Source organism: Citrobacter sp. RHBSTW-00017, from assembly GCF_013797615.1.
Taxonomy (GTDB): Bacteria; Pseudomonadota; Gammaproteobacteria; order Enterobacterales; family Enterobacteriaceae; genus Citrobacter; species Citrobacter braakii.
In genome coordinates this window covers 1913621-1931874 of the sequence record NZ_CP056899.1, presented here as the reverse complement: position 1 = coordinate 1931874, position 18254 = coordinate 1913621, and the positions used below count along the sequence as shown (strand labels likewise).

Here is an 18254-nt window from a genome sequence, read left to right as displayed (position 1 = left end):
GGCTTTTTTTATCTCTTCGCCTTCGCTTTCAGTCAGTTCTTACGCCATAAACCCATTCCTGGCGTACACTTGTTAAAACGAAAAAAAGTGAGGCAAACGGATGATAGCGTTCCCTGCCAGTTTACTGATCCTCAACGGAAAAAGTGCTGATAATCTCCCCCTGCGTGATGTCATTGCAGAGCTACGCGATGAAGGCGTGGAAATCCATGTTCGCGTTACCTGGGAAAAAGGCGACGCCCAACGCTACGTTGATGAAGCTCGCCAGTTAGGTGTTGCAACGGTGATTGCCGGCGGCGGCGACGGCACAATTAACGAAGTCTCGACGGCGCTGATCCAGTCGCAGGGCGGCAATATCCCGGCGCTAGGTATTTTACCGTTGGGAACGGCGAATGATTTTGCAACCAGCGTAGGCATACCCGACGCCCTTGATAAGGCGTTAAAACTGGCTATCGCCGGAAATGCGACTGATATCGATATGGTTCAGGTCAATGATAAAACCTGTTTTATCAATATGGCGACCGGCGGCTTCGGCACACGCATCACCAGCGAGACGCCAGAAAAACTCAAGGCCGCATTAGGTGGCGTATCGTACTTTATTCACGGATTAATGCGCATGGATACGCTCAAACCCGACATCTGCGACATTCGTGGGGAAGATTTTCACTGGCAGGGTAAGGCGCTGGTCATTGGTATCGGTAATGGTCGTCAGGCCGGTGGTGGGCAACAGCTTTGCCCGACGGCGCTGATCAACGATGGTCTGCTGCAACTGCGTATTTTTACCGGCGAAGAGCTGCTGCCAGGGCTGCTTTCGGCGTTAACGCAATCCGAAGACAACCCTAACATCATCGAAGGCGCATCATCGTGGTTTGATATCCGCGCCCCGCACGAAATTACGTTTAATCTCGATGGCGAACCGCTTAGCGGACAAGAATTTCATATTGAAATCCTGCCCGCAGCGCTACGTTGCAGACTGCCGCCGGGTTGTCCGCTACTGCGTTAACACGACGCCCCCCCAACTGGAATCAGGCAATGGTGACTTTGCTGTCCAGATAAACATCCTGCACGGCGTTAATCAGCTTAACGCCGTCAGCCATGGTTTTCTTGAATGCTTTTCGTCCAAGAATCAGCCCCATGCCGCCAGCACGTTTGTTAATCACCGCCGTACGTACCGCATCGCTCAGATCGGTTTCGCCGCCAGCCGCACCGCCAGAGTTAATTAATCCGGCGCGCCCCATATAGCAGTTCGCCAGCTGATAACGCACCAGATCGATTGGGTTGTCGCTGGTCAGCTTGCTGTAAACGCGATCGTCGGTGTAGCCAAAGTTGACTGCTTTATACCCGCCGTTATTTTCCGCCATTTTCTGCTTAACGATATCCGCCCCGATAGTGGCTGCCAGATGGTTAGCCTGCCCGGTGAGATCGGCGGAAACATGGTAATCCACGCCATCTTTTTTAAACGCGGAGTTACGCAGATACGCCCACAGCACGGTGACCATGCCCAGTTCATGAGCACGCTCGAACGCCGCAGAAATCTCTTCAATCTGGCGACGGGACTCCTCTGAACCGAAATAGATGGTTGCCCCTACCGCAACCGCGCCCATATTGAATGCCTGTTCTACGCTGGCATACAGCGTCTGGTCAAACGTATTGGGGTAGCTCAGCGTTTCGTTGTGGTTAATTTTTACAAGAAACGGAATGCGGTGCGCGTAGCGACGGGAGACGGAAGCCAGCACGCCATAGGTCGATGCCACGCAGTTACACCCTGCTTCGATAGCCAGTTCCACAATATTCTTCGGATCAAAGTACAGCGGGTTAGCCGCGAACGATGCCCCCGCGGAGTGTTCCACGCCCTGATCCACCGGTAGAATCGACAGATAACCTGTCCCGGCCAGTCGGCCCGTGTTATACAGCGTTTGCATATTACGCAGCACCGCTGGCGGACGGTTGTTATCCACCATCACGCGATCGACGTAATCATGTCCAGGCAGGTAAAGTTGGTCAGAAGGAATGGTCATACAACGATGCTGTAAAAGGTTGTCGGCATCTTTGCCAAGCAACTGCGCAATATCAGTCATAGCTATGCTCCCGTAAGTTCCGATTTGAAACCGGAATGTGGATTGTCCTGACCCGCTTTGTTGCGGGCAGCAATAAGCCTGGTACCGACTGCGTTTTTTTTCCATCTTTAGCGCACTTTTCAGCAACTTCTGCTGGCTCGATTCAGGAAGAAATAATGTTAAGGCGGTCAAATTTAGACCTCAAAGGTATTTTAAAGGTATTATCGAATGGTACTATCAGTGCGTACCTTACCTGTCATGAAGGATTTAAAGATGAAAACTACAGTTAAGCTGTCGTTCATGATGTTTGTAGAGTGGTTTATCTGGGGCGCCTGGTTTGTACCGCTGTGGCTGTGGCTGAGTAAAAGTGGCTTTAGCGCCGGGGAGATCGGCTGGTCCTACGCCTGTACCGCGATTGCTGCGATCCTGTCGCCCATCCTGGTCGGTTCTGTCACTGACCGTTTTTTCTCCGCGCAAAAAGTGCTGGCGGTGCTGATGTTCGTCGGCGCTATTTTGATGTACTTCGCCGCCCAGCAAACCACCTTCAGCGGATTTTTCCCGCTGTTACTGGCCTATTCGTTGACCTATATGCCGACGATTGCGCTGACCAACAGTATCGCTTTTGCCAACGTCAGTGATGTTGAGCGTGATTTCCCGCGCATCCGTGTGATGGGGACCATTGGCTGGATCGCCTCTGGTTTGGCCTGCGGTTTCTTACCGCAAATGCTTGGCTATAGTGACATCTCCCCTACCAATATTCCTCTGCTTATCACTGCCGGAAGCTCGGCTCTGTTGGGCGTCTTTGCGTTCTTTTTACCGGATACGCCGCCGAAAAGTACCGGCAAAATGGATTTCAAGGTCATGCTGGGTCTGGATGCGCTGATCCTGCTGCGGGATAAGAACTTCCTCGTCTTTTTCTTTTGCTCCTTTCTGTTCGCGATGCCGCTGGCGTTCTATTACATCTTCGCCAACGGTTATCTGACAGAAGTCGGGATGAAAAACGCCACCGGCTGGATGACGCTGGGCCAGTTCTCTGAAATCTTCTTTATGCTGGCGCTACCGTTTTTCACCAAACGCTTTGGCATTAAAAAGGTATTGCTGCTTGGTCTTATTACTGCGGCTATCCGCTACGGATTTTTCGTTTACGGCGGCGCGGAAGAATATTTCACTTACGCTCTGCTGTTTCTCGGCATTCTGCTGCACGGCGTCAGTTACGACTTCTACTACGTCACAGCCTACATTTATGTCGATAAAAAAGCGCCCGTACATATGCGCACCGCGGCGCAAGGGCTTATCACCCTCTGCTGTCAGGGATTCGGTAGCCTGCTCGGTTATCGTCTGGGCGGCGTAATGATGGAAAAAATGTTTGCTTATCAGGAACCGGTGAATGGTCTTACCTTTAACTGGGCTGGCATGTGGGGATTTGGCGCGGTCATGATCGCCGTCATTGCCGTAATGTTTATGATTTTCTTTCGCGAGTCAGATAAAGAAATCACCGCCATTAAGGTGGACGATCGCGATGTAGCGTTGAAACAAGGGGAAGTAAAATGAAAGCAGAACGTATTCTCGGTGCTCTTTATGGGCAGGCGTTAGGGGATGCGATGGGTATGCCGTCGGAACTGTGGCCAAGAACCCGGGTTAAAGCCCATTTCGGTTGGATCGACCGTTTTTTGCCCGGCCCTGCGGAGAATAATGCCGCCTGCTATTTTAACCAGGCGGAGTTCACTGATGACACCTCCATGGCGCTGTGTCTGGCTGATGCCCTGCTTGAGTGCGACGGAGAGATTGTACCCGACGTTATTGGCCGCAATATTCTGGCCTGGGCCGAACGTTTTGATGCTTTTAATAAAAACGTGCTCGGCCCGACCTCAAAAATTGCGCTAAAAGCCATTCGCGACGGCAAACCTGTCGCCGAACTGGAAAATAACGGCGTTACCAACGGAGCGGCAATGCGCGTTTCACCGCTGGGATGCCTGCTCCCCGCGCGCGATCTCGATGCCTTTATCGATGATGTGGCATTAGCCTCCAGCCCGACACATAAATCGGATTTGGCTATTGCTGGCGCAGTGGTGGTCGCGTGGGCGGTATCACGCGCTATCGATGGCGGAAAATGGTCAGAGATTGTCGACGCGCTGCCAGCCATTGCCCGGCATGCGCAGCAAAAAAGGATCACTACCTTTAGCGCATCGCTCTGTGCACGCCTTGAACTGGCGCTGAAAATTGTCCGTAACGCTGACGGCATTGAATCTGCCTGCGAGCAGTTGTATCAGGTTGTAGGGGCCGGAACCAGTACCATTGAATCCGTGCCTTGCGCCATCGCTATGGTTGAGCTGGCGCAGACCGATCCTAACCGCTGCGCCATTCTGTGCGCGAACCTCGGGGGCGATACCGACACCATCGGGGCGATGGCAACCGCCATTTGTGGCGCGCTCCACGGCGTAAGTGCGATTAATCCGGCATTGAAACATGAGCTCGATGCGGTAAATCAGCTGGACTTTATCCGCTACGCCAGTGGATTGATGCGACTGCGCGAGCAGCGGGAGGCACTATGAGCACCACGCGTCTGCAACAACTTCTCCCGCAGTTACGCACACAGCGACCCGTTACGGTGGTGGGTGCGGCGGTGATTGATGTCATTGCCGATGCGTATGCCCTTCCCTGGCGCGGATGTGACATTGAACTCAAACAGCAAGGGGTGAACGTTGGCGGCTGCGCGCTCAATATCGCCGTAGCACTCAAGCGGTTAGGTATCGACGCCAGTAATGCTTTACCGCTGGGTCAGGGGGTGTGGGCCGATATTATCCGCAACCGGATGGCAAAAGAGGGACTGCACAGCCTGATCGATAACGCCGCAGGCGATAACGGCTGGTGTCTCGCTCTGGTCGAGCCGGATGGCGAACGTACCTTTATGTCCTTTAGTGGCGTCGAAAATCAGTGGAACGCTGACTGGCTGGCACAGCTGGAGATCCCACGTCACAGCCTGGTTTATCTCTCGGGCTATCAGTTAGCCTCTCCGTGTGGTGAGTTGCTGGTGCATTGGCTGGAAGGGCTGGAGGAAGTGACGCCATTTATCGATTTTGGCCCACGCATCGGCGACATTCCCGAGCCCTTACTGGCAAGAATTATGGCCTGCCGTCCACTGGTATCGCTCAATCGGCAGGAGGCGGAAATTGCCGCCGAGCGGTTTGCATTAAGCCAGGATATAGAAGGTTTTGGCGCACAATGGGTGCAACGTTTTGCCACACCGGTGGTGGTACGCCACGATAAAGACGGTGCGTGGTATTTCAGCACCCAAACTTCCGGTTGCGTACCGGCATTTGCGACAGCGGTCGTTGATACCATTGGCGCTGGTGACAGCCACGCTGGCGGCATGCTGGCGGGACTGGCGTCTGGCTGGTCGCTGGCTGACGCGGTACTGCTTGGAAACGCCGTGGCGTCCTGGGTGGTAGGGCATCGCGGGGGCGATTGCGCCCCTACGCGCGAGGCGTTACTCCTCGCACACAAACACGTATAGATCGCTTCGACAATAGCTGATGCTGTATTCAATGGGCCGTTGCTGCTGGTCAAGCGCTACCTGCTTGATCACCAGCACCGGCACTTTGCTGTCCATTTGAATGTGCGCCTGGAACTCTGCGTCAGGCATGCGGGCACTGACACGTGAGCGAGTGCGCTGCGGGAAAATATGCTGGCTGCGAAAATAGTCATACAGTGAAACGCCAATGGCATCCACGTCATGAATTAGATGGGCAGGAACCCATGACTCTTCAATAGAAACCGCATCTTCATCTACGTAGCGAATGCGCTTGAGCAAGAAGACGTCACTCCCCATAGCAACAGCCAGCTGCTGCGCTACCTCTTCCGGGCAAGGCACAATCCGCTTGTTAACCCACAGCGTATCTGGTTTTTTACCGCGCAACACCACCTGCTGTGAAAAACCACGCGCTTCTTTTAGCGAATACTCGAAGATGTTGTTGATCTGCGTCCCGTAACCGCGGGCGCGCGTCACGACGCCTTCTTCTTCCAGGGCTTGCATCGCCTTACGAACCGTAATTCGCGAAACGCCAGTCAATTGGCTGAGATCGCGCTCGCCGGGCAGGATGTTTCCATGCTCCAGAATCCCGCTACGCACAGCGTTTTTCACCGTTTGCGCAAATTTCATATACAGCGGCGTGTTATCTGCCGCGGAAATACGTTCATTCAGTTGCGCGATAAGCTGGGTATGCGCTTGTTCCATTTATCTTTTTCCTGCAGCCGTTTCTGCAGCCAGTATACTCATTACCACCATGCGTGGAAATGATGCACCGGACCAATTCCCTCACCGACTTCCAGGGTGTCGGCCTGCGCCAATGCCGCTGAAAGCCACAACTTAGCTTCCTGCACTGTCTGTGCCCAGTTGTCATGGCGCGGACGCAGCGCCGCCAGCGCCGCCGATAGCGTACAGCCAGTACCGTGGGTATTTTTGGTCATCACCCTTGGCGCGGTAAAACGCTGTTCGCCATCACGGGTAAAGAGCCAGTCGGGGCTTTGCGCATCCTCCAGATGACCGCCTTTCATCAACACCGCCTCACAACCCAGCGCCCGTAGCGCCCTTCCCTGCTCTAACATCTCCTGCTCAGTCTGCGCATGGGTACCCCCAAGCAGCGCCGCAGCTTCGGGTAAATTTGGGGTGATAATCGAAACCTGCGGCAGCAAATGGGTACGCAGCGTTTCAACCGCCGAAGGAGACAGCAACGGATCGCCGCTTTTCGCCAGCATCACGGTATCCAGCACGACATTTTGCACCCGATGGCGACGCAAGCGTTCGGCGACCGCTTCAACAATATCCGTTTCCGCCAGCATACCGATTTTCGTGGTGTCGATACGCACATCACTGAACACCGAATCCAGTTGTGCGGCGACAAAGTCAGGTTCAATGCGATACACCGACTGCACCCCGCGCGTATTTTGCGCCACCAACGCCGTGATAACCGAGCAGCCGTAAGCGCCAAGCGCCGAGAACGTTTTTAAATCGGCCTGAATACCTGCGCCACCGCTAGGATCGGTTCCGGCAATGGTTAATGCGTTAATCCGTTTCATAGTTGCTCCTGCGCGTTGAGGTTATAGAGGGCGTCGATAAATGCCGGGACAAAACTGCCCGGTCCGGTTGATTGCTGAGTGGCTATTTGTCCGGCCTGTTTCATCCAGCTACAGGCGGAGGCGACGTTAGCAAGCCGGTCACCGTGCAGGGCGCAACTGGCCGCAACGACCGCCGACAGCGCGCATCCGGTGCCCACCACGCGCGTCATCAACGGGTCACCCCCGTTCACGCAGACGGTACGCTGACCATCGGTGACATAGTCAATTTCGCCGGTAACCACGACAATGGTCCCAACCTGACGAGCCAGTGCCTGCGCTGCGGGAAGCGCAGCGGCTGCCGTATCGGTCGTATCCACGCCGCGTCCCCCGCCGTTCATACCCGCCAGAGCCAGTATTTCCGAAGCGTTGCCGCGGATAGCTGCAGGCTGTAGCGCCAACAAATCCAGACAGAAGCGACGACGAAACTCCAGCGCCCCCACGGCAACGGGATCGAGCGTCCACGGGGTTTTAGCAAGTTGTGCCCGCTCAACTGCGGCGCGCATCGCCGTAGCCCGTTCCCGAGTTAAGGTGCCGACGTTAACCAGTAATGCACTGGCAATAGCCGCGAACTGACTGGCTTCCTCAGGCTCGATTACCATTGCAGGTGATGCGCCCAGCGCCAGCAGCGTATTGGCCGTAAAGCTTTGCACGACCTCGTTGGTCATGCAGTGTGTGAGAGGGGAAAGCGTTCTAAATTGGTGTAAGGTGTGAGCCGCGAGTGCGCGGCTGTGCAGGTCAGGCTGCATGGTTCAGCTCCTGCCCGCGCGAAGAAGGGACACGAGCAGTGTCAGACTTCCCTACGCTGGCATTATCCAGATCAGGTGGTACGGGTATTTCTCAGCCCATCAGCGATGGGGCACCCCGAGTCGTTGAAACACAAGTTTCGGTAACAGAATACTGCCTACGCTTGATGATGTAAATTAGCGCAGCACCATGGCCCTCCACGAAATTACGGGGTAAGGTTGCAGCTAATCTGTACATTCATTTACACTTTTTACGAAATGACTGGCGTGATCACAAAAAAGTTCTTGTCAGATGCCCTATAAGCCAGGAATGATACACGACTGATGTTGATGACCCGAACAGGTAAAGAGGATGGGTATGAAGAATAAAATGTTGCTGGGTGCACTCCTGCTTGCAAGCAGCGTCGTCTGGGCCGCGCCGGCCGCAACAGCTGCTCCCACCGGAATTGATAAGTATGAGTTGAGCGGTTTCATCGCCGATTTTACCCATTTTAAACCTGGTGACACGGTCCCACCGCTGTACCGTACTGACGAATATGCGATTAAGCAATGGAACCAACGCAACCTGCCAGCACCTACCGCCAGTACCCACTGGACCTACATGGGTGGTGCGTACGTGCTGATCAACGATGCTGACGGTAAGATCATTAAAGCCTACGACGGCGAGATTTTTTATCATCGTTAATAGAAAAAACACGTACTTTCAGCAAGAAAGTACGTGAAATACCCGCAAATCAATTAGTCATAAGATACTGCAAATATCACTTTACTTTGTATTTCACCAGGCAGTAATGATTCCCCTGTCACGCGAACATATTTCGCAGTGATAGGGAAAGTGTACTGATTACTGATTGCTTCCAGTTTGGTCATTCTGTTCATCAGATTATCCCCCTGTTTTAGAGGAGAAGTCGCGGTGCCATTATATATCTGGAACCCCACCCCTTTGGCGCCATTCGCTATCGTGTTTTTTAGTATTTTCCCGCTTTCATCCCAGTCACCGCGCACCACTTTAAAAGTGACGGGATTGGTAGTAACGTTATATATACTTTCGCAATTCAATACCAGATTTGTGGAACCCGATTTGGTATTATTAACCGTGAGCATCTCATTCAATGTGGTATCTGGCATTTTAATTTCGTATCGGGGTAATGAAAACTGACACGTGGTGGGTTGATGCGTTACTGTAAAGCTTAAATTCTGTGTAAAAGCTGAATTACTCGATAAACGTCCGGTAACCCAGCAATAAAGATAAGCTAGCCAGTTTGAAGTACAAGAATTATCAGAGGTAATACTTACTGCCGGGTCGCTCAGACTAAACGCATCACCGGATACTGTCTGCTTAATAGTCCCTGAATTTACATATCTTGCTGAGATGGTGAAACTTTTGGTATCCAGCACTTCGCCGGCACTAACCGTTTTCTTACCAACACTTACTGGAAAATCATTGCTGGTCAGATTGATATTAATTAAAACCTTCTTGCCGCTGCCCCCCTGAATTGCAACAATGTAATCCTTAAGCGGTGTTGTATAATATAAGCTATCACTGTTGGCTGTACACACTATGTTGCCACTGGAACTGAGATTAATTTGATTTATTGCCGTTCCAGATGTCATATCCAGATTAATTGTCGCTAACCCGCCATTTTTCGTCTGAAATGTACACCCGGCATCAGCGCCAAAGGATGACAGCAGCAAAAATATCAAAAATACGTATCCTTTCATATCTTGCATCCTTATCGGCAAATATAGACTTTATTCTCATCAATCACCCTATCGAAGGTAATTGTACAGAACTGTCCCTGCTGTTTATTAACTGCAACATGTACCGACGCGGGAATGTCGTTGGTGCGAATAAATAACCGACTACCCTGCCCCACCAGGCCAACATTATTACCGATATCATCTTCCACTTCATAACCGAAAGATAACGGAGAGCCGTCCGGACGCTCGGCAAGGAAGTACCAGGGTTTGCGCCGATCGGTTTCAAACTCCGTCATCACGACCGCACCGCGATAAGGTACTGTACCTTTTCGATTGCCCAGTAATGCCACATCGCTATTAGTGTCGGAAAGATCCAGCATCAGCATATTTTCACGGTACGGCGTCAGACTGTCGTAAACCGCGTAACCTTTACTGTTGGTTGTTAGGTAACGATGCCCTTGCACAGCCGCACCCTGTAACCCAGGCGCTTTAACAATGGCGAATGTATCTGAAAGCCGGGGAGTCAGAGCCACGCCCTCAGACCACACCACGATCCCCCCCTGAATATTGCCGCTGGCCTGTTGATACTTATTCGATTGGCTGTAACTACTGCCTACAGTCGCCACTGGCGCGCGCCAGACCATGCTAACGCCCGCCGTTGTCTCGTTCCCCTGTCGTTGCTGACTGAGGTTGGCACCATAGCTGAATTGATCGCGATGACCCGTCACCCCGCTTAAGCTGGTGTTATTCGACTGAAAGCCGTCATTATCAAACGTCGTGGAATTAGAGACGAACAGATCGCGTCGAGGAGTGGAAATACCGTCCCCCCACGAGAACGGGATGGAGATATACAGGTTAAAACGCTTATCCTCGTGGTTGTCCTCATCGTACGTTTGACTCACGGCAACGGTATAGCTAACTCGCTGCCAGGCGTTAGAGTAGCTAAGCTGATAATCTTTGCCGTTTCCACTGCGTTGCCAATAGTCGCGCCACAGGCCACTGACCGCCAGGGATCCCCAGTTTTCGGGTAACGCTTGATTTATATTCAGTGAAAAACTGTTCTTGCGGCCAAAGTCGTTTTGATAGTAGTCCGCAATGTCATAAACATCGTTTTTATCGCGATTATAGTTATTTTTATTATTCGCCCACACGTAGTCATTAAAGGTACGATAATCCCGCGAGGAATAACGATAAGCTGCCAGTGCAAACTGCGTACCGGTCTGCGTGACATATTTGTTCCATGCAACCTGATAGCTCTGACCATCAAAAACATCACCATTATCCTGCTCGCTATGCGATCGCGTGGCGTCTACCGATACTGCGCCAATGGGGGTATTCCAGCCAGTCCCAAGCACAAATGAAGAATAGTTTTGCGACAGCATTGTACCGCCATAGACTGTTAGCAGATTGTTCAGACCATACTGATAACTCCCTTGCAGGAAATCATACTGATTGCCAGCCCCTTCAATATGGCTACGCCCTGCAGCGAAATCATATTTCGATACGCCAGACTGCAGCATATTTGGCACAGATGAAAAAGGCACCAGATAATGAGATATCGAACCGTTAGCCTCTTTCACACTGACATCTAAATCCGAACCGCCACCAGCGAGTTGTAGATCATCAATAGCAAATGGGCCTGGTGGCACTTCTTTCTGGTAAATAACAAAACCATTTTGTTCGATGGTTACCAGGGCGTTGCTCTGAGCAATCCCACGAACTACAGGGGTAAAATTCTGTTTTGAGTTTGGTAACATTTGCATATCGCGCCAGATACGCACACCACGAAAACGTACGGCATCAAAAATATCTGCCCCGGTATACATGTCACCAGCGCGCAATGTACCAAGAATCGACGGCACACCACGTTCCACATATAACGTGTTGCTCTTCCATTTGCCGTTGCCCTCGTTACCTTTCGTATAGTTGTCACTTGAATGCAACTGCCACCCCAGCAGGTTCAACCCGCTATTCAGGTTCACATAGCTGCTTTTATCATCACCACCGTGTTTATAATTACTGTAATACTGGCTGGCGTAATAAGAGGTATAAAAAGCGTTTACCCCACGGTCCCAGGTTTCAGGCGGCATATATCCTGGTTCATATTCAACCACATACGCCTGAGGTACGCTTAAATTTAGAATAAACTCCCCAATGTCATAACTAACACTGCCGCCCTGCACTGCTGCACGCAGCGGCACGCAGCCTTCTTGTTTATCCGTTTTAATATTCCCGGTGCGAATACCAATTTGCTGCAATTGTGCCCAGGACAGACATGTCAGTTCGGGATCGTATTTAATATCAATATCGTACCGACCACGCCACTTATTATTAAGATAAACATCCATTTCATATATACCGGGCATTGGCTTATCGCCATCAATTTGATAGCGAGAGATTTTCTCACCATTCAAACCGCCGATCATAAAGTGGGTATCAAACGTGTCTTCTTCAGCCCATACGGATGAAGCGGCCAACACCGACAGGATTGACAGTGTAATAGAATTTATCTTTGACATAATCAATCCTTGACTATCTTTCCGTCTTTATTTTTTTACTTAAGTAGTTTCCGTGATCATCAATAAGAGTAACCTTGTAATGATTAACGACAGCAGTGGTGATGACCTTTTTATCTGACCACGGAGCAAGTAATACTGTCTCGCTGTTTATTTTTGAATTACCCACTAGTTCAGGAATAGTAATCCAGTTAGCAGAATTATTTTTGATATTAATGCCACCGCTAATATCTCTGACGCTTAAGCGAGAAAAGCTTTTTTCATCTACACCGGCGATACCCTGCGGGCGATATATAAATTTGATGCGATTCTGCATAGCAAATTTAATCATGTTCTTGCCTTCTGATTCCGCAGAATTAGGAGGAATATCTAACACATTCAGGAAAAAAAGACTTTCACGATCTTCCGGTAGCGTATTTGCCAATTGCTTAATTTTCAGTTGTTGACCAGAGCCTCCGCTGACCTTTGCCACCGGAGGGCTCATTACAAATGGCACGTGGATTTTTTCGGGTGGCAGACTGGTATCTCCGTCATCTATCCAGGATTGAACCAGCGAGCTGCGACTGCCTTCATTCATTAATTGCACGGTAATTTCTTTTTTCTGCGCCGGATAAATGACACGGGTGCCGTAAATGTATATGCCGCCCCACGCAGGCATTACTGTACCGGCCAGTAAAAACACGAGTATTTTTTTCATTATAATTATCCTTACTGCGGAAATAATCGGCGGCCGGAGCCGCCGACAAACAGGATAGTCATCTTAATCAGTAACAACAGTCATCGTCAGCGAAGAGGCCACATCACCAGCGGAGACATCGGCAGAACCAATTTTCGCGTAGCGTGCGCTAAAGTTCAGAGTATATTTATTGTCCGCAGTTTTAGTTAACTCAATACCTGTATCGGGGTTAACCTGTTTAGTAAAATCATCACCATAGTAAACGGTGAAGCCAGCACCATTATTTGCTGCGGTATTTCGTGTAATATATTTATTATTGCTGTCAAATTGAGAACTGGAGAAAGTAATTTTTGGTGCTTTACTTCCTGTACATTCAACCGTCAATGGCACGGTGGTTTTATTTGAGTATCCTTCATAAACACCACCAGCACTTAAGGCATTTAATCTGTCAGCACCAATTTGGTTCATACCAATGGTCGCAGTGGTATCCCCTGTAAATTTACAGGTGGTCCCTACTACCTTACCAGTAATAATCAGTTCACCCTGATCAGAATCAGCAGCAAAAGCCCCAGCGCTCATAACTACAGCGGACAGAACAGCAGCGGAAATAATTGAACGTTTCATCGTATATTCCTTAATGAATTAACTTCTATTGGTTAAGAGGACTTAACCCGTGAAATTAAATTCGCACACCAGAAACGTTACCGCAATGTAAACGCGTTGTTTTATTGATTTAAAACAAATTGCAAAGCGCAATATAATAGAAACAAATCAGTCGATTTTTTTATTCTTTTAAATTAATAAATTTACGAGATTAACTGTCGGAATGGAATTCTTCAGAAAAATGATCAGCCACGTATTATTCACAATAATAATGTATGGCTGATAAAAGACGTTTAATCGTAACGCGTCATCACAATTTGTCGTGTAGCGTCACCGGTGATAGTAACAATTTCAGTTACCGCACCTTTTGTTGGATTTGAAACACCCGCTCTGACGTTTGAAAAGGAAATGGCATTGCCACAGCGTTGCTGCACTTCGTTATTTACAACATCAGCGCTACAGGTGGGTTCAGTTACCCGACCATTGATATTCAGGGTGGCAGTATCTGTGGCGAAAGCAGAAGCGCTCATTCCATAAGCCAAAGTAATAACTCCCAAGAATAAATTTTTTTTCATTACGTTCATTATTCCTGTATCGGTTGGGAAACAGCACACAAGCCGTCTTTCCAGTAGATTATGGATTAACTGCCTCGCTAAGACCAATTGAGATTGTAGATTAATTCGACCAATTTGATCAATTTAAATGATGCATTGAGGGTGTTTATTCAGAAAAAGACATGAATTATACAGTCCGGATAAATAATTGAGTGAGATTTTTCATCCAATATATTCACTGCATCAATGCATTATTGATACAGTGAATATTTGTAACGCTATTAATTACACCGCGCGGAAGGCAATTTCACCCGGGATCACTTCCCCTTGCCAGTAGAGCTGGGCAGCGACACGTCCTGCAAGGTCGCGGTAAATGGCGGTAAATTCGCTGTCAGGACGGCTGATGACCGTCGGCGTACCACGATCCAGGTCTTCACGCAGAGAAATATGCAGCGGCATCTGTCCCAGCAGTTGGGTGTGATACTGCTCAGCCAGTTTCTGCGCGCCACCGGTGCCGAAGATTGGCTCGTGATGACCGCAGTTGCTGCAAATATGCATACTCATATTCTCAACAATACCCAGCACTGGCACTTCGACTTTTTCGAACATCACGATGCCTTTTTTCGCATCGATCAGCGCGATGTCCTGCGGAGTGGTCACCACAACAGCCCCCGTGACCGGAATGTTTTGCGCCAGCGTCAACTGGATATCACCCGTACCCGGCGGCATATCCAGTACCAGGTAATCAAGATCCGGCCATAAGGTTTCTTGCAGCATCTGCAGCAGGGCTTTGCTGGCCATCGGGCCACGCCACACCATCGCATTATCGTCAGTAACCAGATAACCAATAGAGTTTGTCGCCAGGCCGTGAGACATGATCGGCGCCATATGGGTACCGTCTGGAGAGGTTGGACGCTGGTTCTCCGCACCGAGCATCGTCGGGATTGACGGGCCATAAATATCGGCGTCCAGAATCCCTACCTTCGCCCCTTCCGCAGCCAGCGCCAGCGCCAGGTTCACGGCAGTTGAGGATTTACCCACACCACCTTTACCCGAACTGACGGCGATGATGTTTTTTACACCATTAATGCCCGGCTGGTTTTTCACGCGTTTCAGCGTCGCAATGTTATGCGACAGTTTCCAGTCGATCGCTTTCGCACCAGTAATACGCAGCAGATCGGCGCTACATTGCTCTTTTAAGTCCTCAAACGCGCTCTGCCAGACAAACGGCATGACCAGCTCAACGTGCAACGTGTCATCCATCCAGGCGACGTGGTGCAACGCTTTAAGCGTCGTCAGATTATGCTTCAGGGTTGAATGCTGAAAATTCGCCAGCGTCCCGGCAACCATCGCGCGCAGGGTCTCTGGTGATTTGGCCTGGGATTGTGCGTTCATCCCGACTCCTTTTTGTTGTTCTGAAAATACAATAGTCACCAGGTAGTTTACTCCAACCGCAACAATTATTCATTTACGGATAAATGCCCTTATCGCTTGGCGCAGTAATTACCATTTTGGTACTATCAAAGCCCTTTTCACTACAAAAGAAGTAATTGCCCACTATGACTCAAGTCGCGAAGAAAATTCTGGTAACGTGCGCGCTGCCGTACGCCAACGGCTCTATCCACCTCGGCCATATGCTGGAGCACATCCAGGCTGATGTCTGGGTCCGTTACCAGCGAATGCGCGGCCACCAGGTTAACTTCATCTGCGCGGACGACGCACACGGTACGCCAATCATGCTGAAAGCACAGCAGCTTGGGATCACGCCAGAGCAGATGATCGGTGAAATGAGTCAGGAGCATCAGACTGATTTTGCGGGTTTTGACATCAGCTATGACAACTACCACTCTACGCACAGCGAAGAGAACCGTGAGCTGTCTGAGCTGATTTATACGCGCCTGAAGGAGAACGGTTTTATTAAGAACCGTACTATCTCCCAGCTTTACGATCCGGAAAAAGGCATGTTCCTGCCGGACCGTTTCGTTAAAGGCACCTGCCCGAAATGTAAATCTCCGGATCAGTACGGCGATAACTGTGAAGTCTGCGGCGCAACCTACAGCCCGACCGAACTTATCGAGCCGAAATCCGTCGTTTCTGGCGCGACGCCGGTAATGCGCGACTCCGAACACTTCTTCTTTGACCTGCCGTCATTCAGCGAGATGCTACAGGCCTGGACACGCAGCGGCGCGTTGCAGGAGCAGGTCGCCAACAAAATGCAGGAATGGTTCGAATCCGGCCTGCAGCAGTGGGATATTTCCCGCGATGCCCCATACTTCGGTTTTGAAATCCCGGATGCGCCAGGCAAGTACTTCTATGTCTGGCTGGATGCACCAATTGGCTATATGGGTTCGTTCAAAAACCTGTGCGATAAGCGCGGCGACACGACCAGTTTTGATGAGTATTGGAAGAAAGATTCCGACGCTGAGTTGTATCACTTCATCGGTAAAGACATCGTCTACTTCCATAGCCTGTTCTGGCCGGCGATGCTGGAAGGCAGCAACTTCCGTAAGCCGACCAACCTGTTCGTACACGGTTATGTGACGGTAAACGGTGCGAAGATGTCCAAATCTCGCGGTACCTTCATTAAGGCCAGCACCTGGCTGAAGCACTTTGACGCCGACAGCCTGCGCTACTACTACACAGCGAAGCTTTCTTCACGCATTGATGACATCGACCTGAACCTGGAGGACTTCGTTCAGCGTGTAAACGCCGATATCGTCAACAAAGTAGTCAACCTGGCATCACGTAACGCAGGCTTTATCAGCAAGCGTTTTGACGGCGTACTGGCGGCTGAACTGGCCGACCCGGCGTTGTATAAAACCTTCACTGACGCTGCTGCGGTGATTGGCGAAGCATGGGAAAGCCGTGAATTTGGTAAAGCTATCCGTGAAATCATGGCGCTGGCCGATGTGGCAAACCGCTACGTTGACGAACAGGCTCCGTGGGTCGTTGCTAAACAGGAAGGCCGCGATGCCGACCTGCAGGCGATCTGCTCCATGGGTATCAACCTGTTCCGCGTCCTGATGACTTACCTGAAACCGGTTCTGCCAACGCTTGCTGAACGTGTAGAAGCTTTCCTGAACAGCGAGCTGAGCTGGGATGCCATTAAGCAACCGCTGCTCGGTCACAAGGTCAACACCTTTAAGGCGCTCTACAATCGCATCGACATGAAACAAGTTGAAGCGCTGGTGGAAGCGTCGAAAGAAGAAGTGAAGGCCGCTGCCGCACCGGTAACCGGCCCGCTGGCGGATGACCCGATTCAGGAAACCATTACCTTTGACGATTTCGCCAAAGTTGACCTGCGCGTGGCATTGATTGAAAACGCCGAGTTTGTGGAAGGTTCTGACAAACTGCTGCGTCTGACGCTGGATCTCGGTGGCGAGAAGCGTAACGTCTTCTCTGGTATTCGTTCTGCCTATCCGGATCCGCAGACCCTGGTTGGACGTCAGACCATTATGGTTGCTAACCTGGCACCTCGTAAGATGCGCTTCGGCATTTCTGAAGGGATGGTCATGGCGGCAGGTCCTGGCGGGAAAGATATCTTCCTGTTAAGCCCGGACGAAGGCGCAAAACCTGGCCAACAGGTGAAATAAATCAGACATCTCGAGCGCTGCAACTGCAGCGCTTTTTTTGCTGAGTGATTTACCTTTAATCTTAAACACACTCCCCCACTCCATTTTCGGACTGCTTAGCCATCGCTATTAGATTTATTCTATACTGCTCTGCTATTAAGGCCGCCCGGCCCTCATATTCATTGGCGTTATTATTTAGCATTCGATATTCATAAAATGGAGTTTTACATGACAGCGTTACAAAAATTAGTTTCTCTCGCCGTGGCATCGGTTGTGGTTTTTTCCCTGGCGGGTTGTGGTGATAAAGAAGAAACGAAAACATTCAATGCCAATCTTAACGGTTCGGATATCACCGTCTCTTACACCTATAAAGGTGACAAAGTTCTGAAACAAAGCTCCGAAAGTAAAATCAGCTATGCGTCTGTCGGCGCCAGCAATAAAGAGGAAGCCGCAAAAGTATTCGATGCGTTAAGCGCCAAATATCAAAATATTGCAGGCGTAGAAGAAAAGCTCACCTATACAGATACCTACGCACAGGAAAATGTCACTATTGATATGGAAAAAGTCGATATAAAAGCGTTGCAGGCAATTTCCGGGATGAAGCTTTCTGAGAAAGCCGATAAAAATATCAGCATGAAGCAAATGCAAACGGTAATGGAATCGGCGGGTTTTAAAGAAGTGAAATAACACCCTGGCGACCCGATATTCATCGCGGTCGCC

At 50.4% G+C, this 18254-nt stretch carries 17 protein-coding genes and 1 riboswitch; of the genes, 7 read left to right on the top strand and 10 right to left on the bottom strand.

Annotated features, from left to right (window positions below):
- Positions 1-100: 100 nt before the first annotated feature.
- Entirely contained in the window at positions 101-1000 is a 900-nt protein-coding gene (gene yegS / locus HV037_RS09335; RefSeq protein ID WP_046275436.1) for a lipid kinase YegS, read from the top strand.
- A 22-nt stretch (positions 1001-1022) separates the two neighbouring features.
- Here yegS and fbaB read toward each other — a convergent pair whose 3' ends face one another.
- Positions 1023-2075, bottom strand: coding sequence for a class I fructose-bisphosphate aldolase (gene fbaB / locus HV037_RS09330; protein WP_016153672.1), 1053 nt, complete (start codon positions 2073-2075; stop codon positions 1023-1025).
- A gap of 252 nt (positions 2076-2327) precedes the next feature.
- Between fbaB and HV037_RS09325 the strand changes: the two genes are divergently transcribed.
- From HV037_RS09325 to HV037_RS09315, 3 genes are read left to right on the top strand one after another with little or no spacing between them, the layout of a single operon-like run.
- Entirely contained in the window at positions 2328-3605 is a 1278-nt protein-coding gene (locus HV037_RS09325; protein ID WP_016153674.1) for a nucleoside permease, read from the top strand.
- Positions 3602-4606, top strand: a complete 1005-nt coding sequence (locus HV037_RS09320; RefSeq protein ID WP_016156954.1) for an ADP-ribosylglycohydrolase family protein — start codon at positions 3602-3604, stop codon at positions 4604-4606. Before HV037_RS09325 ends, HV037_RS09320 begins: the two co-directional genes overlap by 4 nt.
- Complete coding sequence (locus tag HV037_RS09315; RefSeq protein ID WP_080858893.1) at positions 4603-5568, top strand: PfkB family carbohydrate kinase; 966 nt, start codon at positions 4603-4605, stop codon at positions 5566-5568. The genes HV037_RS09320 and HV037_RS09315 overlap by 4 nt, the downstream gene beginning before the upstream one ends.
- On the opposite strand, the gene HV037_RS09310 is transcribed toward HV037_RS09315, so the two are convergent.
- From HV037_RS09310 to thiM, 3 genes are read right to left on the bottom strand one after another with little or no spacing between them, the layout of a single operon-like run.
- Positions 5542-6288: a GntR family transcriptional regulator gene (locus HV037_RS09310; RefSeq protein WP_101700055.1), complete on the bottom strand. Its 747-nt coding sequence runs from the start codon at positions 6286-6288 to the stop codon at positions 5542-5544. The genes HV037_RS09315 and HV037_RS09310 overlap by 27 nt on opposite strands.
- Before the next feature lie 41 nt (positions 6289-6329).
- Positions 6330-7130, bottom strand: a complete 801-nt coding sequence (gene thiD, locus HV037_RS09305; RefSeq protein ID WP_103284013.1) for a bifunctional hydroxymethylpyrimidine kinase/phosphomethylpyrimidine kinase — start codon at positions 7128-7130, stop codon at positions 6330-6332.
- Entirely contained in the window at positions 7127-7915 is a 789-nt protein-coding gene (thiM, locus tag HV037_RS09300; protein WP_103284014.1) for a hydroxyethylthiazole kinase, read from the bottom strand. Before thiM ends, thiD begins: the two co-directional genes overlap by 4 nt.
- 31 nt (positions 7916-7946) lie before the next feature.
- Positions 7947-8043: riboswitch (TPP riboswitch) on the bottom strand.
- Positions 8044-8264: 221 nt separating this feature from the next.
- On the opposite strand from thiM, the gene HV037_RS09295 reads away from it, so the two are divergent.
- Positions 8265-8597: an RcnB family protein gene (locus HV037_RS09295; protein ID WP_103284015.1), complete on the top strand. Its 333-nt coding sequence runs from the start codon at positions 8265-8267 to the stop codon at positions 8595-8597.
- A 53-nt stretch (positions 8598-8650) separates the two neighbouring features.
- On the opposite strand, the gene HV037_RS09290 is transcribed toward HV037_RS09295, so the two are convergent.
- The 6 genes from HV037_RS09290 to apbC form a co-directional block, all read right to left on the bottom strand.
- Positions 8651-9634: a fimbrial protein gene (locus HV037_RS09290; RefSeq protein WP_047359144.1), complete on the bottom strand. Its 984-nt coding sequence runs from the start codon at positions 9632-9634 to the stop codon at positions 8651-8653.
- 11 nt (positions 9635-9645) lie between these two features.
- Positions 9646-12132 carry a fimbrial biogenesis outer membrane usher protein gene (locus tag HV037_RS09285; RefSeq protein ID WP_137367507.1) on the bottom strand — a complete coding sequence of 829 codons (2487 nt, stop codon included), beginning with the start codon at positions 12130-12132 and terminating at the stop codon, positions 9646-9648.
- Between the two features lie 13 nt (positions 12133-12145).
- Positions 12146-12826, bottom strand: a complete 681-nt coding sequence (locus HV037_RS09280; RefSeq protein ID WP_075849060.1) for a fimbrial assembly chaperone — start codon at positions 12824-12826, stop codon at positions 12146-12148.
- 63 nt (positions 12827-12889) lie between these two features.
- Positions 12890-13429 carry a fimbrial protein YehD gene (gene yehD / locus HV037_RS09275; RefSeq protein ID WP_016156961.1) on the bottom strand — a complete coding sequence of 180 codons (540 nt, stop codon included), beginning with the start codon at positions 13427-13429 and terminating at the stop codon, positions 12890-12892.
- Between the two features lie 272 nt (positions 13430-13701).
- On the bottom strand, positions 13702-13983 hold the full coding sequence (locus HV037_RS09270) for a DUF2574 family protein (protein WP_016153685.1): 282 nt from the start codon (positions 13981-13983) through the stop codon (positions 13702-13704).
- 264 nt (positions 13984-14247) lie between these two features.
- Complete coding sequence (apbC, locus tag HV037_RS09265; protein ID WP_016153686.1) at positions 14248-15357, bottom strand: iron-sulfur cluster carrier protein ApbC; 1110 nt, start codon at positions 15355-15357, stop codon at positions 14248-14250.
- Between the two features lie 164 nt (positions 15358-15521).
- Here apbC and metG point away from each other — a divergent pair, with 164 nt between their 5' ends.
- Positions 15522-17555: a methionine--tRNA ligase gene (gene metG, locus HV037_RS09260; RefSeq protein WP_016156963.1), complete on the top strand. Its 2034-nt coding sequence runs from the start codon at positions 15522-15524 to the stop codon at positions 17553-17555.
- A gap of 207 nt (positions 17556-17762) precedes the next feature.
- On the top strand, positions 17763-18221 hold the full coding sequence (locus tag HV037_RS09255; RefSeq protein ID WP_016156964.1) for a YehR family lipoprotein: 459 nt from the start codon (positions 17763-17765) through the stop codon (positions 18219-18221).
- The last annotated feature ends 33 nt before the right edge of the window (positions 18222-18254 follow it).

What these genes read in the sequence shown, in the direction of transcription:
- apbC (WP_016153686.1), bottom strand. Translation starts at nt 15,357, where the DNA reads ATGAACGCACAATCCCAGGCCAAATCACCAGAGACCCTGCGCGCGATG.
- HV037_RS09285 (WP_137367507.1), bottom strand. Translation starts at nt 12,132, where the DNA reads ATGTCAAAGATAAATTCTATTACACTGTCAATCCTGTCGGTGTTGGCC.
- thiD (WP_103284013.1), bottom strand. Translation starts at nt 7,130, where the DNA reads ATGAAACGGATTAACGCATTAACCATTGCCGGAACCGATCCTAGCGGT.
- HV037_RS09255 (WP_016156964.1), top strand. Translation starts at nt 17,763, where the DNA reads ATGACAGCGTTACAAAAATTAGTTTCTCTCGCCGTGGCATCGGTTGTG.
- yehD (WP_016156961.1), bottom strand. Translation starts at nt 13,429, where the DNA reads ATGAAACGTTCAATTATTTCCGCTGCTGTTCTGTCCGCTGTAGTTATG.
- fbaB (WP_016153672.1), bottom strand. Translation starts at nt 2,075, where the DNA reads ATGACTGATATTGCGCAGTTGCTTGGCAAAGATGCCGACAACCTTTTA.
- HV037_RS09320 (WP_016156954.1), top strand. Translation starts at nt 3,602, where the DNA reads ATGAAAGCAGAACGTATTCTCGGTGCTCTTTATGGGCAGGCGTTAGGG.
- HV037_RS09280 (WP_075849060.1), bottom strand. Translation starts at nt 12,826, where the DNA reads ATGAAAAAAATACTCGTGTTTTTACTGGCCGGTACAGTAATGCCTGCG.
- thiM (WP_103284014.1), bottom strand. Translation starts at nt 7,915, where the DNA reads ATGCAGCCTGACCTGCACAGCCGCGCACTCGCGGCTCACACCTTACAC.
- HV037_RS09290 (WP_047359144.1), bottom strand. Translation starts at nt 9,634, where the DNA reads ATGAAAGGATACGTATTTTTGATATTTTTGCTGCTGTCATCCTTTGGC.
- HV037_RS09310 (WP_101700055.1), bottom strand. Translation starts at nt 6,288, where the DNA reads ATGGAACAAGCGCATACCCAGCTTATCGCGCAACTGAATGAACGTATT.
- metG (WP_016156963.1), top strand. Translation starts at nt 15,522, where the DNA reads ATGACTCAAGTCGCGAAGAAAATTCTGGTAACGTGCGCGCTGCCGTAC.
- HV037_RS09325 (WP_016153674.1), top strand. Translation starts at nt 2,328, where the DNA reads ATGAAAACTACAGTTAAGCTGTCGTTCATGATGTTTGTAGAGTGGTTT.
- HV037_RS09270 (WP_016153685.1), bottom strand. Translation starts at nt 13,983, where the DNA reads ATGAAAAAAAATTTATTCTTGGGAGTTATTACTTTGGCTTATGGAATG.
- HV037_RS09295 (WP_103284015.1), top strand. Translation starts at nt 8,265, where the DNA reads ATGGGTATGAAGAATAAAATGTTGCTGGGTGCACTCCTGCTTGCAAGC.
- yegS (WP_046275436.1), top strand. Translation starts at nt 101, where the DNA reads ATGATAGCGTTCCCTGCCAGTTTACTGATCCTCAACGGAAAAAGTGCT.
- HV037_RS09315 (WP_080858893.1), top strand. Translation starts at nt 4,603, where the DNA reads ATGAGCACCACGCGTCTGCAACAACTTCTCCCGCAGTTACGCACACAG.